We start from the raw sequence: 16056 nt of genomic DNA on the forward strand, positions 1-16056 counted from the left end.
AACAATAGAGGCGTGGCCGGACTGCGCGGACGTGGCATACCCCTGAGGGTGGGGCTGGTGGCCGCAACCCTCGTGCTGGTGGCCTGCGGCCTGCTCGCGTCCGGTATCGCGGTCACCTCGATCCTGCAGCACAGCCTGATCAGCCGCGTCGACCAGACATTGCTCGACGCCTCCCGCAGTTGGGCGCAGGCCCCCCGGCGACCTTCCCCGCCCGTCGAAGGCCCCAATCCGGCACGGCCTCCGTCGAACTTCTACGTCCGCGGCATCGATCCCGACGGTCGCATCTGGATGGCGGTCAACGACCGCGACGCCGAGCCGGCGCTGCCCGACGACAACGACGTCGGACCGGTACCGGTCACCGTCGGCTCCATCGACCATTCGAAGGTCGAATGGCGCGCGATGACGGTGCGTGGCCTTCGCGGCGAGCTCACCACCGTCGCGATCGATCTCTCCGATGTGCAGTCGACCGTTCGCGCGCTGATCTACGCGCAGGTCGGCATCGGCGCTGCGGTGCTGCTCGTGCTAGGCGTCGCCGGGTACTGGGTGGTCCACCGCAGCCTGCGCCCGCTCGTCGAAGTCGAGCAGACCGCGGCGGCGATCGCGGCGGGCCAACTCGACCGCCGCGTGCCGGAACGCGATCCTCGTACCGAGGTCGGTCGATTGTCGTTGGCGCTCAACGGAATGCTCGCGCAGATCCAGCGCGCCATGGCGACGTCGGAGTCATCTGCCGAGCAGGCCCGCACCTCCGAAGACCGGATGCGACGGTTCATCACCGACGCCAGCCACGAATTGCGCACTCCACTGACCACCATCCGCGGCTTCGCCGAGCTGTATCGCCAAGGCGCCGCCAACGACATCGAGATGTTGATGAGCCGAATCGAAAGTGAGTCCCGTCGAATGGGTTTGCTCGTCGAGGACCTGCTGCTGCTGGCCCGCCTCGACGCGCAACGACCGCTGGAACGGCACCGGGTCGACCTGCTTGCCCTGGCAAGCGATTCCGTGCACGACGCGCAATCCATTGCGCCGCAACGCAATATCACCATGGAAGTGTTCGACGGGCCCGGCACTCCCGAAGTGCTGGGCGACGAAGCGCGGCTGCGCCAAGTGCTGGGCAATCTGGTCGCCAACGCGCTTCAGCACACCCCCGAAACTGCGGGCATCACCGTGCGGGTCGGCACCGTCGACGGCAATGCGGTGTTGGAGGTGTGCGACGAGGGGCCCGGTATGAGCACCGAGGACGCGCATCGCGTGTTCGAGCGGTTCTATCGCACCGACTCCTCCCGCGCACGGGCCAGCGGCGGCACGGGTCTGGGCCTGTCGATCGTCGATTCACTGGTCTACGCGCACGGCGGCACGGTCAGCGTCACGACCGCGCCCGGCCAGGGTTGCCGCTTCACCGTCAACCTGCCGCGCATCGCCGACGTACCCGCATCCGTGCGCTGAGGGTCAGGTCAACTCGGCCAGAGCGGCTTTGATCTTGGCCTGCGCCTCGTCGAGCGATTCCGGCGACGGGTTGTGGTCGGCGTTGGCGAAGCCGAAGTCGCTGAGGTCGCGCGCCGGGAAGACATGCACGTGGAGGTGAGGGACCTCGAGCCCGGCGATGATCACACCGGCCCGCTCGACGTCGAACGCCTTGGTCACTGCCTTGCCGATCAGCTGTGCGACGCTCATGACCTTGTTGAACGCTGGGGCATCGACGTCTTGCCACTGGTCGACCTCTTCGCGCGGGACCACCAGGGTGTGGCCGTGAGTGATCGGCGCGATCGTCAGGAATGCGACGACGTCGTCATCTTCGTAGACGAATCGACCTGGAATCTCCCCGTTGATGATCTTGGTGAACACGGTGGCCATGCGCACGAGCATTCCAGCAAGCTCCCAGCTTCGCCGCAGTGGGGTAGCAGCCTACTTAGGGACGCTCAACACCGTGATTGAATGTCGCCGCCGGGCGGCTCCGTGACCGACCTGGCATCTCCCCGCACGGCCGAGGTGGCCGCATGCCCAACGCGCAGCTACGTCCTCGACATCGTGATCCCGGTCTACAACGAGGAGCGCGACCTTCCGGGAAGCGTGCGCCGGCTGCATGACTATCTGGCCGCCGAGGTGCCCTACCCGTCGCGAATCACGATCGCCGACAACGCCAGCACCGACAGCACGCTGGCGGTCGCGGACTCATTGGCCGCGGAATTGCCGGATGTCGACGTCATCCACCTCGACGCCAAGGGTCGCGGCGGCGCGCTGTACACCGCGTGGATGGCCTCGGACGCTGACGTGGTCGCCTACATGGACGTCGACCTGTCCACTGATCTGTCGGCGTTGATGCCACTTGTGGCGCCGCTGATCTCGGGCCACTCGGACGTCGCGATCGGCTCGAGGCTGGCCGCCACGTCTCGCGTGGTGCGCGGGCCAAAGCGCGAATTCGTCTCTCGCAGTTACAACTTGATCCTGCGAAGCGTACTTGGTGCCCGGTTCTCCGATGCGCAGTGCGGGTTCAAGGCCGTGCGCGCCGACGTTGCGCGCCAGCTGCTGCCGCACGTCGCCGACACCGGCTGGTTCTTCGACACCGAGCTGCTGGTGATCGCCGAGCGCGCCGGGCTGCGCATCCACGAGGTGCCCGTCGACTGGGTCGACGATCCGGACTCGCGGGTCGACATCGTCCGCACGGCGGTCAACGACCTCAAAGGCTGCTGGCGGGTGGGCCGGGCGCTGGCGACGGGCGAGCTGCCGATTCGCGAGCTGCAGCGCAGTCTCGGCCGCGAGCCGCTGGTGCCCGGTGTGCCGCGCGGAATGGTCGGCCAGATGGTGCGGTTCGGCATTGTCGGCATTGCGAGCACGGTTGCATTCGCCCTGCTGTATCTGCTGCTCCACCCCCTGATGGGCGCACAGGCGGCGAATCTCACCGCGTTGTTGTTGACCGCGATCGCCAACACGGCGGCCAATCGAGCCTTCACGTTCGGCATTCGGGGGCGCACCGGCGTCGCGCGTCATCAGTTGAACGGCCTGTTGGTGTTCGCGTTCTGTCTGGCCATCACCAGTGGGGCGCTGTTCGGCCTGCACCGGTTCGATCCGACGGTCGGCAAGGGCGTGGAGCTGTCGGTGCTGGTGGCGGCCAACCTCGTGGCGACGCTGGTCCGGTTCGTCGCGCTGCGGCGGGTCTTCAGCGCGTAACCGTCAAGGGGTCCGAGTCACGGCGGGTGGCTTCCAGGTGCCGTCGATGATGGACGGTGGCGTTTCCTTCGGCCAGTACAGGCGCATCATCAGGACGAACTTGCCCTGCGGTGCGGGCAGCCAGTTCGCCTCACGGTCCGGACCGGGGTTGTCGTGCTGCAAGTAGAGGTCCACCGAACCGTCGGGGTTGAGCGCGAAGTTGTTGCGCTGGCTGAGGTTGTAGCGGTTGAGCGGGTTGCTGACGAAGAAGTACCCGGCGTCGTACATCGTCAGCGACCAGAATCCCTCCGCGGGCGGCAGTTGGCCTTTGTCGAAATGCAGCACGTACTTGTTCGCGCCGTCGTACGGCTGGCCCGCGGAGTCGGCCTCCGAGGTGGGGTAGACGGCGTCCTGTGGCCGGTTGGCCCCTAGGCCGATCGCCGTGATCGTTGCGCGCTGCAGGTAGTCGGTGCCGTACAGCCCAGTGCCGGTGGTGAATTGCCAGCCGTTGACATCGCTGCCGGCGTCTTTGAAGTGGGCCATGATCTTGTCGAACCCGTCCTTGGGCACCGACTGCAGCGCAGCGACGGTATCGGCGCCGAGCTTGTCGATGTCGAACTCTTCCCCCGGAGCAATCCCGAGCTTCGCCATCTTCTCGACGATCGGCGCATCGCCCTCGGCGGGCGGGTTGTCCTTCATCAGAGTGGCAAGTAGGTCGAAATACGCCTCGGTGCTCAAGCCGTTAACCTGGTCGCGCACAGGCGTTTTCATGTCAACGCTTGGGTCAACGGTGCCCGGCGCAGGGGTGTAGGGCTTGCCGTAGGAGCTGAGCGGCACCAGCGAGATCTCGTCCTGCATCTTGTGCACGGCCGCGTAGTCCTCGGGAGTGCCGGTGCAGTAGATGCGGCCCAGCAGCCACACGATCGAAGTCGGGGACTTGTACTCGGTGACCCCCGGCGGCAACGTGCCAGTCCAGCCGGGGCCGGTGATGGCGTAGGTCTGCGGCCCGGTGCCCGTGGTGCGTTTACCGGGTACCTCGAACACGTCTGTCCAGCCGTCGAGCATCGGAAACAGGTAGTAGCGGCCGTCGGCCTCGGGGAGGCTGAGCACCCACGGTTCCTCGCCGACATCCACGAACGCGTTGGTATACAGGGTGTCGGCATTGGGCGCCGTCACATCCCGAAAAGATGCGTTCGGGTACTCGCGCATCCGCATCAGCTGCCCCATCGGTGCGCGCGGAGCGTCGGGCCTTTCGACGTTGGTCATCACCCGACGCGTCATCTCCATAGTCACCAGCGGGTAGCCGTAAACGTAGGCGTCCAACGCGATCGCCTTGGCCTCCTCCGGCGAAAGTTTCTCGGGTTCAGGCGACTTCGAGCATGCGGACATGCTGGCCATCAATACGGCAGTGCTCAAGATGACAAGCCGCCAATTCCTACCCGTCACGGGTGTGTTCCTTCCGTCCCGGTCACCTGCGGACCAGCCGACCGTCAACCTTGCAGCAAATGACACCCGCTCGTCTTGACAATTCGGGACAGATAATTAACAGTCTGGGACATGGCGGTGATTCGGGGCACGGCGCTGACGAATTACCACCAACTGGTCACCGAACTTGGCGGCGACGGCAACGAACTACTCAGCGCAGAGCACATCTCGCCCGCTGATGTCGGCCGGCACGACCGCTTCATCTCCTTACCGAACAGTGCTCGCGCACTGGAAGCCACCGCCACGGCGGTGAGTACACCCGACTTCGGGCGACAATTGGCGCGCCGACAGGGCATCGAGATCCTCGGCCCCGTCGGTCTGGCGGCACGCAGCGCAGGAACCGTCGCCGACGCATTCGTCATCTTCGACAAGTTCATGGCCGCCTACTGTCCCGCCATCAGTGCACGCGTGACCGCCCACGCCGACCCGACACTGCGCCGATTCGAGTTCGAATACCTTCTCGACCCGCCACCGCCGCAGGCCCAAGCAATCGAACTGTCCCTCGGTGTTACCCTGCGAGTGCTGCATCTCTTCCTGGGCAATGGCTATCGGCCTGTGTCCGTTCATCTTCCACACCCTGCCCTCGCCCCGCCGTCGGATTACCGGCGCTACTTCGGCTGCGCTCCAGCCTTCTGCGAACCCGTCGCCGGTTTCACGCTGCGCGCCGCCGACCTACAACAGCCGCTGCCCAAAGACCGTCTCGCCCACCAGACGGCCGTCGACTACCTCGCCGACACCGTGTCCGAGCAGGAACGCAATACAAGCCAGCTGGTTCGCAGCCTCGTCCGGCAACTTCTGCCCAGCGGTGCAATCACCCTCGGCGACATCGCACTTCAGCTCGGGATGCACCCCAAAGCGCTGCAACGACGGCTCAGCGGCGAGGGGACCACCTTCGCGGAACTCGCCGATCAGACCCGTCGCCAAACCGCCGAACGTCTGCTCCTCGACACCGATCTGAGCCTGAACCACGTCTGCCGACAACTCGGCTACGCCGAACAGAGCGTGTTCACCCGATCCTGCAAACGCTGGTTCGGAACCACACCCAGCGCGTACCGCCAGAATTGCGCCCAGACTTAGTCGTTCACCACCGCATGGATCTCGTCGATCGACCACGGCGGCGAGCCGTTGTGGTCGCGATACGCGAGGATTGACGGCGACGGGCGGTCGAAGCGGCCAACGAAACCGCCTGCAGCGATGAAGATCTGGCCGGTGACGTCCTTGGCGAGGTCGCTGGCGAGGTACGCGTATGTCGGCGCGACGTAAGCGGGTGGGGGAGCGTCGAGTGCCGCTTGCATGCTGACGTCGTCGAGCAGGCCGCGGCGGCGCAAGGCGACGATGTGGGCGCCGTAGTCCGCACCGGTCGACAGCCGCGTCTTCGCGCCTGGGCAAACCACGTTCGCGCGGACCCCGTACTCCTTCAGTTCCGCGGCGATCGCCATCGTCAACCCGTTCACGCCACCCTTACCCGCCGGGTAGCCGGTTCCGCCGTAGTCGCCGAGATATGCGAATGAGCTGGTGTTGATGATCGAACCGCCGCCCTGCGCCACCATCTTCGGCGCCACCGCTCGGCACGTCTCGAACGTCGTGCCGAGATGCGCGTCAACCAGGTCGTGAAACTGGGCGCTGGTCACGGTGAGGATCGACTCGCTGGCCAGCCCCGCGGTGCCCGCGCAGTTCACCAAGACGTCGATCCGGCCGAACTCCTGGATGCACGTGTCGATCAACGCGTCTGCGACGGCGGGCTCGGCCGGGGAGCCCGCGAATGCGACCGCACCGGTAATGCGTTGGGCCGCTTCGGCGGCCGCGTCCTTGTCTCGCCCGTTAACCACCACGCCGGCACCCTGCGCTGCCAGGAGTTCGGCTACCGCAAGACCGATGCCGCGGCTGCCACCGACAACGATGGCGCCGCGGCCGGCGAGAAGAGCGCTAATCCTTCTTGTCCGGCTCGGAGAACTGCATGGCGTCCATGTTCCAGTAGCCGCGCAGATTTGTGAGCAGGCCGGTGTCGTTGACCGTGTAGGTGAACACCCCCCGCACCGTGCTGACCATGCCGTTCTCAAACTTGCTGCGCAACACAAGAATGTGGGCGACCTCGTCGGGCGAGCTGGACGGGAAAGTGTCCTCGCAGGTGACCCTCAACTCGTTGGGCGCGATGTTGGCGTCGTAGAACCCGCCGACGGCTTCCTTACCGCGCAGGCCGTTGCCGTCTGGATTGGTGAAGGACTTCCCGATCGGATCCTCGATGACGACGTCGTCGGCCATCAGCGCCAGCCAACCCTCTTTGTCGTGTGCGTGGACGCAGCGCCACGAATTGTGGGACGCGGCAAGGGCAGGCGTCTTCTCGACGGTCTCTTGGGGCATTTTCACTCCTTCTTGTTAGATGGCGCAGGCTGCGCGGGCGCCGTCCTCGGTGGCCTTACGGATCAGCCCGAGCCCGGTGCAGTCGCCCGCGGCGTGCACAGCGACATTGGGCAGGGCGGCGACGAGCTTCTCGTACAGTTCGGTGTTCGGTTGCAGGGTGCCCGCGACGACGACGCTGTCCGCCGCGAGCCTGCGGCTGCTGCCGCCGTATGGGGTGAAGTCCACACCGGCGGGTACGATCTGGTCCACCGCGGCGCGCACATGCACCGTGACACCCAATCGGTCGAGCCGGTCCATGTGCTCGGTCTTGCGCTTGTTGCCCAGTTCCGGCGCGATCGTCTTGTCCGCCTCGAGCACCGACACGAGCCGGCCACGCGCGGCGAGGAATTCGGCGAGTTCGAGCGCTACCAGATCGGCACCGACGATCACGACGCGATGGCCGAGCGGCATCCACGCCTTGGACGCCAACCGGACAGCCCTGGGACGAACCAGCCGCTGTCGCCAGCCGCTGAACTGCTCCCGAAGCGCTTGGCCGGTTTGCACATGCGGTAGCGCGCTACCGGGGATGGTCGGAACGACGACCTGGCCGCCGTTGGCCACCACCACCGCATCGGGCCGCAGGGCGACGGTGTCATCGGCCGAAACCTCGTGTCCCAGTTCGAGCCTCACCGAGCTGCGGCCAACCTCGTCGCGCAGCCACCGCAGGAACGGTTCGTTCTCGGGATGCAGGATCGACGCCCAAAGCAGTGCGCCGCCGGTCTGGTTGTTGCGCTCGAATAGGGTCACGTGGTGGCCGCGCTCTGCGGCCACTCGCGCCGCCTCCATGCCTGCCGGCCCGCTGCCGATCACCATCACCTTCTTGGGTCGGGATGCGCGGGGTGCGGTCAGCTCGCTTTCCTTGCCGGTGCGGGGGTTGACCGCGCAGTCGACCGAGAAGCGCTGTTCCATGGCGTCGATGCAGTTTTCGCACGAGATGCACTTCCGGACGCGGTCGGCGCGTCCGGAGGCGATCTTGTTCGGCAGCTCGGCGTCGGCCAGCATCGGGCGGCCCATCGCGATGAAGTCGGCGCGGCCGTCGGCGAGGATCTGCTCGGCGCGCTCGGGGTCGTGGATGCGGCCGACGGCGATCACCGGCACGTCGACCACCTGCTTCACGGCCGCGGCGGCGCCGACGTTGAGTGCGTCGCCGTCGTCGGCGGAGTTGACCATGCCGGTGACGAGCCGGTCGATCACGCCACCGCTGACGTGGAATGCGTCGACGCCCGCGGCCACCAGTTGCGGTGCCACCTGGGCGGTTTCGAAAATCGGGCGGCCGCCTGCGACCCGTTCGTAGCCGGAGATGCGCAGCGTGACGGGCAGCGCATCGCCGATTTCCGACCGGATGGCGGCCAGGGCTTCTAGGACCACGCGGATGCGGCCTTTGACCGAGTCGCCGCGGTAGTCGTCGGTGCGGCGGTTGCGCTGCGGCGCCAGGAACGAGCCGAGGAACATGTAGCCGTGCGCGGCGTGCAGTTCGATGCCGTCGTAGCCGGCTTCGGCGGCTCGCCGCACCGCTGCCTTGAACAGGTCGAACACCTCGACGAGTTGCTCGTGGGTGACCTCGGCAGACGGCCTGCCGGTCAGGTACGACGGAATGACCGACGGCCCAATCGAAGTCACGCCGTGCATCTCCGGACCGAGCCCGTCCGGTCCCGCGTGCACGATCTGCGGTTGGATCTTGGCGCCGTGCTCATGTACGGCCTCAACCAGGGCGCGGTGGGCGTCGACGGCCGCGTCGGTACCCAGGTGCAGGCCGCCCGGCGTCTCGGGATGGTGGTGGTCGATGCCGGTGGCGCCCACGGTGATCAGCCCGACGCCGCCCTTAGCCCGGGCGGCGAAGTAGTCCCGGGTGCGCTCCGATGGAAGCCCGTCCGGTGTGCCGTACATGGTCTCCATCGGAGACATCACCAGCCGGTTGCGCAGGGTCATCGAGCCGATCTGGCCCGGCTGCAAGAGATGTGGGAACTGCTTCACCGTGCGAAGCGGCCGGCGAACGCGCGCAGCGGCAGGTCGGCGCTCGTGACGACCCCCGGCGCAGCATCGACGACCGCGCGAATGGAGTTCAGCGCGGGCAAGCCGGTCACCGTCATGCCGATCGTCGCGAACGACTCAGCCGACGAGAAGTCCCTGGCGGGCTTGGGCAGGATCATGTGCTTGCTATAGATGCACGGGTCGCCGTCGATCTTGGTGATGTAGCAGCCCTGGATGTCCCAATGCGGCTCGGTGTGCGGGGTCATCTGCCAGTCCATCCGCAACTCGACCCGCTTGACACCGCCGACCGTGCCCACGTATCGCAGCACGCAGCCGCCCAGTGAGCCCGCCGGCAGCTGGTACCAGCCGAGGTCGACATCCTTTGTGCAGGCGCCTAACTGGTAGGAGAACTTCACTCCGCTTGATCCGGGGTCGAGCTCGATGTCGAGGCAGTCTGCCATCAGCCGGACAGCGTCTTCGAACACGCGGGTACCGAGCTCGAGCAGCCGTGGCACCTCGGGGTCGTCGATCGGTCGGCCGAAGCCGCAGTTCGCCCAGGTTTCCGCCGAGTGATGGCAGGACACGTCAACCGACTCGATGCACGTGACGCTCTCGATGTCGGCGACGTCGGCAGAATGCACGATCGTCAGGATCTGCGCGAGCCCGGGGTTCATGCCTGTGCCGTAGAACGTCGCGTTGCCCCGCTTACAGGCGGCCTGCAGGATGTCCGACTCCGTGGTGTCGCGGTGGTGCCCGGTGATCCAGTCGGCCGTGGTGACGACGTTGATGCCGGCCTCCAGCACTTGCACGTAGAGGCCGACGTCGGGCCAAACCCCATGGAATGTCACGCAATCCGGGCGGCCAGCCAGGATTTCGTCGACCGTGCCGGTCGCCATGACACCGATCGGACCGATGCCGGCGATCTCGCCGACATCGCGCCCGACCTTGTCCTGCGAGTAGCAGTGCAGCCCGACCAGCTCCAGGTCCGGATGATTCTGGATACGTTTGATCATCTCGGTGCCGACGTTCCCCGACGCCACCTGGAAAACCCGCAACGGGCTGCTCATAAGGCTCCTACCGATCGTCGTCCGTGTAGCGGATCACGCCGCGAATGTTCTTGCCGTCCAGCATGTCCTGATAGCCCTCGTTGATCTGTTCCAGCTTGTACTGCCGGGTGATCATGTCGTCGAGGTTGAGCTTGCCTGCCTTGTACATCGACAGCAGCTGGGGGATGTCGTAGTGCGGGTTACCGCCACCGAAGATGGTGCCCTGCAAGTTCTTCTGCATCAGGGTCAGCATCGCCAGGTTCAGCGTCACCTGGGTGTCGAGCAGGCTGCCGATCGCGGTTGCGACGCACGTGCCGGCTTTGGCGGTGATCATCAGGTAGGAGTCGATGTCCTCGCCCTTCAGCTCACCCATGGTGAGGATGACCTTGTGCGCCATGAATCCGGCGGTGACCTCTCCGATGCCCATCAGCGCGGCGTTGATGTCCGGATACACATGGGTGGCACCGAATTTCAGCGCAGCGTCACGTTTCCACTCGACCGGCTCGATGACGAAAACGTGCCGTGCGCCGGCGGTGACTGCGCCCTGCAGCGCCGACATGCCCACGCCTCCGACGCCGACGATCGCGACGTCCTCTCCGGGCCGGATGTTGGCGGTCCGCACCGCGGAGCCGTAGCCGGTGGTCACGCCGCAGCCGACGAGGCAGGCGACCTCGAACGGAATCGACGGGTCGATCTTCACCACCGAGCTTTCGTGAACCACCATGTACGGCGAGAAGGTGCCCAGGAGCGTCATCGGGAAGACGTTTTGGCCCTTCGCCTGGATCCGGAACGTGCCGTCGGAAACGGCCGCGCCGTTGAGCAGCCCGGCGCCCAGGTCGCAGAGATTGCGTAGACCCGCCTGACAGGACGGGCATTTGCCGCACGACGGGATGAACGACAGCACGACGTGGTCGCCTGGCGCAATGTCTTCGACGCCCTCGCCGACCTCGGTGACGATGCCAGCGCCTTCGTGGCCGCCGAGCACCGGGAACCCACCCATCGGGATGCCGCCGGTGACTAGATGGTGGTCGGAGTGGCACATCCCCGACGCCTCCATCTGGATCTTCACCTCGTGTCGATGGGGGTCGCCGATCTCGATCTCCTCGATCGACCACGGCTGGTTGAACTCCCAGATGAGAGCCCCTTTTGTCTTCATCGCGTCCTGCTTTCGTCGGAGAACTGTAGCGACAGATTAAGTTACCTAGGTCACACTTGGGTACGGCGGGTTACCAGATCGGCGACGGAGCTTTCCCCAGCGGGTAGTAGCCCGGGACCTTCTCGCCGGCCATGCCGCGCTCGATGCGCTTCTGCATGCCTTCTGACAGCTTGCCTGCCTTGATCAGGTCCATGTACAGCGCCGAGACGTGGCCGAAGTCGAAGAAGTCGCGCTGCCATTCGATCTTGGCGGCCCCGTCGATCTCGGTCAGGCGGAACCAGCTGCCGCCGATGCCGTACACCTCGAATTCTTCGGAGTCCGTCACTCGGTCTGTTGCGCCGGCTCCGCCGGCGATCTGCTTCCAGAAGCCGACCACCTCGCCGATCTTGTCGTCGATGACCACCCGCTGGTACGGGTAGCGCCAACCCTCGAGGCCTTCCATCTCCTGGCCCAGCGCGATGTCGCGGATCTCCTCGATGCCGACGCACATCACGTCTTCCTTGGGCCCGATGTTCCAGCCGTAGGTGGCATCGTCGGTGTAGAAGTTCGCCAAAACCCGCCAGTCACCGGTTCTTTCGGCTTTCCGGTTGGCCTCGAGCCACTGCTCGACGAAGTCTTCGAGCTTCTCGCGAGACAGCCCACCTTTTTCGGGCATCAGTCTTCCTTCTCTTTGATCGATAAGGCTTGGGTGGGACACGCCCACACGGCTTGTTGAATCTGCGCCCGGTCTTCTTCGGGCGGCTCGTCATTGAGGATCTCGACCTGACCGCGCTTGGGCACCTTGAAGTAGTCGGGCGCTTCGAGCTCGCACATGGCGTGACCCTGGCACAGGTCCAGGTCGACTTCTATTCTGTATCCCACGATGTGCCTCCTCAGGAGCGCTTGCGGTAGCGCACCTTGGCGGGCTGGGCCAGCTGCACCACCATCTTGGAGTGATCGTTGCGGTAGGACTCCGACGGCTGGGCCATTTCGAATTCGTACTCGCGCAACAGAACCGAGAAGATCGCTTTGATCTGCATGGTCGCGAACGCGGCGCCGACGCAGCGGTGGCGCCCCGCGCCGAACGGGATCCACGTCCACCGGTTGATCAGGTCTTCCTGCCGCGGCTGCTCGTAGCGATCGGGCACGAAGCTGTCCGGGGCGGGGAAGTCTTCGGGGATGCGGTTTGATACGGCGGGGGAGGCGGCCACTAGGTCGCCTTCGTGAATCGGGTAGCCCTCGACCTCGAACTCGCCCTTGGCCACTCGCATCAAAATGATCAGCGGCGGGTGCAGCCGTAGCGTCTCCTTGAGCACATTCTCCAGCTTCGGAATCTGGCGCAGCGCATGGAAACTCACCGACTGGCCGTCGGCGTAGAGCTCTTCGAGTTCGTCGAGCACACCGGCGTACACGTCGGGATGGCGCAGCAGCTCGATCAGCGTCCACGACGCCGTGCCTGAGCTGGTGTGGTGTCCGGCGAACATCATCGAGATGAACATGCCGGTGATCTCGTCGGCGGTGAACCGCGGACTGCCCTGCTCGTCCTTGATCGTGATCAACACGTCGAGCATGTCGCGATCGCTCTTGTCCTTCGGCGGATTGGCGACGCGGTTATCCATGATCTCTTGTACCAACGCCACCAAGCCGTTTCGCGCTTCGTCGCGGCGGCGGAAACTTTCGATCGGCAGGTAGGCGTCGACGTAGGCCAGCGGGTCGGTGCCGCGCTCGAGTTCGTGGTAGAGCTTGGCGAACCGGCCGTCGAGCTGATTGCGGAACTTGGTGCCGATCAGGCAGGCCGACGACGTATAGATGGTCAGCTCGGCGAAGAAGTCGAGCAGGTCGATCTCACCGGAATCGTCCCAGTTGGCGATCATCCGGCGCACTTCGTTCTCGATCGTCGTCGCGTGGCCCTTCATCTGCTCGCCGCGCAGGGCCGCGTTGTGCAGCATCTCCTTGCGGCGCTCCGGGTCGGTGTCGAACACCACGCCCTTACCGAAGATGGGCGTCATGAACGGGTAGGCCTCGGCCTGATCGAGATCGCTGTCGGCCGAGCGGAAGAAGAACTCGTTCGCTTCGGCGCCCGACAGCAGCACGACCTGCTTGCCGGCCAGCTGGAACCAGCCGACATCCCCACATTCCTGCCGCACTCTCTTCATCAATCCGATGGGATCGGTGCGGAACTCTTCGAGGTGTCCGTGTTCTTCGTGTCCGCCGGATACTCGTGGAACTTCTTTCAGCTCTTGGCTGGTCACGATTCCTCCGTCTCGATCTTCAGCTTCTGACGCTCTGTGACACTGGCCAGTGGCGCTTCCGGCTGGATCTCCATGTTCGCGATGAACCCGCCGCGCGGCGTTTCGGCCACAAAGGCGATGCACCGAGCCAGATCCTGCGGGCGCAGGAAGTAGTCGTGGCGGGCCTGGCCCCACTTGGCCCAGTCCTCCAACGCCGGCCCGATCGATTCGGGGGGCAGGCTCCACCCCATGGCGGTCTTCGTCGGACCGGGATGCACGATCGATGCGCGAACGCCCGTGCCTTCCAATTCCATCTGCAGGTTGGTGACCATCGCGACAAGTGCCGCCTTGGCGGCGCCGTAGGCGCCCATATGCGGACGCTGGCGCAGCGCGACGTCGGATCCGACGAAGACGAGGTCGCCGCGTTGACGCTCCACCATTCCGGGCAGCACGGCGGTGGCCAACCGGTTGGCGCCGATGAGATGGATCTGTACCTGCGATTCGAAGGTGTCCGTGCTGATTTCGTGCAGCCGGCCGAAGTATGTGTCGCCCGCTCCGGCGACCAGCAATTCGATGTCACCGAGTTCCTCGGTGGCGCGGTGCACGAACCCCTTCACCGACTCCGCGTCGGTGACGTCCAGCGGGAGCGCGACGGCTTCGCCTCCCGCAGAACGGATCTCGTCGACCAGCTCCTGACACTTCTCGACACGGCGCGCACCAAGCGCCACAGGGAAGCCGCGGCCGGCGAGCTCGACAGCCGTCGCCGCTCCGATACCGGACGAGGCACCTGCGACGATCGCGGGTCTGCGGTCAGGGAGTGGGTCGAACCGGGGCATGCTTACCTTTCAACGGACCGTTACTGCTACGGGCAGCTGAGCGAATCCGCGGACATTGCTCGAGTGGACTCGGACGGCGTTGGCCTCGTCGACCTCGTATCCGCGGATTCGCTTGAACAGCTCGGTGAGCGCCACCCGGGCTTCCATCCGGGCCAGGTGCGCACCGAGGCAGAAGTGGGCGCCGCTGCCGAAACTCACCAGTTTCGAGCCGATTTCACGGCCGATGCGATACTCGTCGGCGTCCTCGAAGACCCGGTCGTCGCGGTTGGCCGAGCCGGGCAGCAGCAACAGCACGTCACCGTCGGGAAGGGTGGTGTCGTAGAGTGTCAGCTCGCCGGCGACGGTGCGGGCCAGGATCTGACTGGAGTTGTCATACCGCAGCGTCTCCTCGACCCACAACGGGACTCTGGAGTGGTCGTCGAACACCGGCGCCAGCTGGTCGGGAAACTTCGCGCCCCAATACGCTGCGTTGGCAAGCAGTTTCGTCGTCGTCTCGTTGCCGGCGACCACCATCAGGAACAGGAACGCCATGATCTCGTCGTCGGTGAGGCGGTCGCCGTCGGCCTCGGCTTCGAGCAGCGCCGAGGTCAGGTCGTCGCTCGGCTTCTTGCGGCGCTCGGCGACCATCCCGGCGTAGTAGACCATCAGGTCGGCCGATGCCTGCATGGCCGATGCCGGCACGTCGGCCAGGCCCTCATCGCGGTGCATGACACCGTCGGCCAGGGCGCGGATTCGCTCCCGGTCGGGTTCGGGCACCCCCATGAGTTCGGAGATGACGTCCATCGGCAGCTTGCCGGCGAACTCGTCGACGTAGTCGAAAGTGTCTGACTGCAAAGCGGTGTCGAGGTGCTGCACGGCGATCTCGGTGACACGCGGCTCGAGCTCGCGGATGCGACGCGGTGTGAAGCCTTTCGACACCAGGGTGCGCAGCCGCAGATGCGCCGGGTCGTCGAGGGCGAGGAAGGACATCACCTTGTGCGCGTCCAAGGTGCGTGAGATCGGATCGAGCGAGACGCCGTACTTGTTGGACAGCGCCGTGCTGTTTCGGAAGCCCTGCAGCACATCGGCGTGCCGCGACAGCGCCCAGAACTTCAGTTCGTCATTGCGATACAACGGCGCCTCGTCGCGCAGCCGCGTGTAGTACGGATACGGGTCTTCATGGAAGTCGTAGTCGTACGGGTCCAACACGAGATCGCTGGTGTCTACAGTCACCGTTCTTCTCCCAGGATGAGACCGACCACATAGGTGAGGCGGTCGGCGATCTGGTGGTAGGTGACGACACCGCTGCCGGCGTGAACCAGCGCGCCGAAATACGTCATCTCCAGCGCCGAAACAGTGCGCGGGTCGGCGTCCGGGCCCACCGCCGAACGGATACGACGGTGGATCTCCGCGCCGATGCGGTCACGGACCGAACGCACGGCCTGGTCGCCGTTGCTCAGCAGTGCCGTCGTGCAGGCGGCCGCAACTTCGGGTTCGTCGGCGATCATCAACGTCAACGCCCGTAACGCCTTCTCGACTCGGCTCGTCCGGCTGTCGTTGACGTCGGTGAAGTACGGCACCTGGCGGACCAGGTCGAGGTAGACCTCGGCGATCAAATGGTTCTTCGACGAGAAATAGGTGTAGGCGGTCGCGGGGGCGACCTTGGCGCGGGCGGCCACAGCGCGGACGGTCAGGTCGGCGTACGACGACTCGCGCAGCATTTCCATGCCGGCGGTGAGCACCTTGCGGAAGGTTTCCTCCTGGCGGCGGTTACGCGGCGATTCTGTGATCGCGACCACGGCATCGCTGGACACATGTCCAAGTTATCT

16 protein-coding genes are annotated in these 16056 nt (G+C 65.5%); 3 read left to right on the forward strand and 13 right to left on the reverse strand.

Going from position 1 to position 16056, the window contains the following annotated elements; genetic code table 11:
• The first annotated feature begins 12 nt into the window (after window positions 1-12).
• Window positions 13-1443 (forward strand): HAMP domain-containing sensor histidine kinase, encoded by a 1431-nt coding sequence (locus VJV41_RS16395; protein ID WP_325335512.1) that lies wholly within the window; start codon window positions 13-15, stop codon window positions 1441-1443.
• A 3-nt stretch (window positions 1444-1446) separates the two neighbouring features.
• Here the strand turns inward: VJV41_RS16395 and VJV41_RS16400 are convergent, their stop codons facing one another.
• Window positions 1447-1851 carry an HIT family protein gene (locus VJV41_RS16400; RefSeq protein ID WP_325335514.1) on the reverse strand — a complete coding sequence of 135 codons (405 nt, stop codon included), beginning with the start codon at window positions 1849-1851 and terminating at the stop codon, window positions 1447-1449.
• 81 nt (window positions 1852-1932) lie between these two features.
• Between VJV41_RS16400 and VJV41_RS16405 the strand changes: the two genes are divergently transcribed.
• Complete coding sequence (locus VJV41_RS16405) at window positions 1933-3165, forward strand: bifunctional glycosyltransferase family 2/GtrA family protein (RefSeq protein ID WP_325335516.1); 1233 nt, start codon at window positions 1933-1935, stop codon at window positions 3163-3165.
• A 3-nt stretch (window positions 3166-3168) separates the two neighbouring features.
• Here the strand turns inward: VJV41_RS16405 and VJV41_RS16410 are convergent, their stop codons facing one another.
• Entirely contained in the window at window positions 3169-4542 is a 1374-nt protein-coding gene (locus VJV41_RS16410) for a DUF1254 domain-containing protein (protein ID WP_325335660.1), read from the reverse strand.
• Between the two features lie 159 nt (window positions 4543-4701).
• Here VJV41_RS16410 and VJV41_RS16415 point away from each other — a divergent pair, with 159 nt between their 5' ends.
• Window positions 4702-5706, forward strand: a complete 1005-nt coding sequence (locus VJV41_RS16415) for an AraC family transcriptional regulator (protein WP_325335518.1) — start codon at window positions 4702-4704, stop codon at window positions 5704-5706.
• On the opposite strand, the gene VJV41_RS16420 is transcribed toward VJV41_RS16415, so the two are convergent.
• The 11 genes from VJV41_RS16420 to VJV41_RS16470 form a co-directional block, all read right to left on the reverse strand.
• Window positions 5703-6530, reverse strand: coding sequence for an SDR family oxidoreductase (locus VJV41_RS16420; RefSeq protein WP_325335662.1), 828 nt, complete (start codon window positions 6528-6530; stop codon window positions 5703-5705). The genes VJV41_RS16415 and VJV41_RS16420 overlap by 4 nt on opposite strands.
• Before the next feature lie 25 nt (window positions 6531-6555).
• Window positions 6556-6990, reverse strand: a complete 435-nt coding sequence (locus VJV41_RS16425) for a nuclear transport factor 2 family protein (protein WP_325335520.1) — start codon at window positions 6988-6990, stop codon at window positions 6556-6558.
• 15 nt (window positions 6991-7005) lie between these two features.
• Entirely contained in the window at window positions 7006-9003 is a 1998-nt protein-coding gene (locus VJV41_RS16430; protein WP_325335522.1) for an NAD(P)/FAD-dependent oxidoreductase, read from the reverse strand.
• Window positions 9000-10067 (reverse strand): dihydrodipicolinate reductase, encoded by a 1068-nt coding sequence (locus tag VJV41_RS16435; protein WP_325335524.1) that lies wholly within the window; start codon window positions 10065-10067, stop codon window positions 9000-9002. Before VJV41_RS16435 ends, VJV41_RS16430 begins: the two co-directional genes overlap by 4 nt.
• 7 nt (window positions 10068-10074) lie before the next feature.
• Entirely contained in the window at window positions 10075-11202 is a 1128-nt protein-coding gene (locus tag VJV41_RS16440) for an NDMA-dependent alcohol dehydrogenase (protein ID WP_325335526.1), read from the reverse strand.
• A gap of 70 nt (window positions 11203-11272) precedes the next feature.
• Window positions 11273-11857: a nuclear transport factor 2 family protein gene (locus tag VJV41_RS16445; protein ID WP_325335528.1), complete on the reverse strand. Its 585-nt coding sequence runs from the start codon at window positions 11855-11857 to the stop codon at window positions 11273-11275.
• Window positions 11857-12063: a ferredoxin gene (locus VJV41_RS16450; protein ID WP_325335530.1), complete on the reverse strand. Its 207-nt coding sequence runs from the start codon at window positions 12061-12063 to the stop codon at window positions 11857-11859. Before VJV41_RS16450 ends, VJV41_RS16445 begins: the two co-directional genes overlap by 1 nt.
• Window positions 12064-12074: 11 nt before the next feature.
• Window positions 12075-13418, reverse strand: a complete 1344-nt coding sequence (locus VJV41_RS16455; protein ID WP_414684977.1) for a cytochrome P450 — start codon at window positions 13416-13418, stop codon at window positions 12075-12077.
• 11 nt (window positions 13419-13429) lie between these two features.
• The gene (locus tag VJV41_RS16460; protein ID WP_325335534.1) at window positions 13430-14248 is read right to left on the reverse strand and encodes an SDR family oxidoreductase; all 819 of its coding nucleotides are present in this window, start codon (window positions 14246-14248) and stop codon (window positions 13430-13432) included.
• Window positions 14249-14257: 9 nt separating this feature from the next.
• Complete coding sequence (locus VJV41_RS16465; protein WP_325335536.1) at window positions 14258-15460, reverse strand: cytochrome P450; 1203 nt, start codon at window positions 15458-15460, stop codon at window positions 14258-14260.
• Window positions 15457-16041 carry a TetR/AcrR family transcriptional regulator gene (locus VJV41_RS16470; RefSeq protein ID WP_325335538.1) on the reverse strand — a complete coding sequence of 195 codons (585 nt, stop codon included), beginning with the start codon at window positions 16039-16041 and terminating at the stop codon, window positions 15457-15459. The genes VJV41_RS16465 and VJV41_RS16470 overlap by 4 nt, the downstream gene beginning before the upstream one ends.
• Between the last annotated feature and the right edge of the window lie 15 nt (window positions 16042-16056).

Origin of the sequence: Mycobacterium sp., assembly GCF_035274705.1 — a bacterium.
GTDB lineage: Bacteria > Actinomycetota > Actinomycetes > Mycobacteriales > Mycobacteriaceae > Mycobacterium.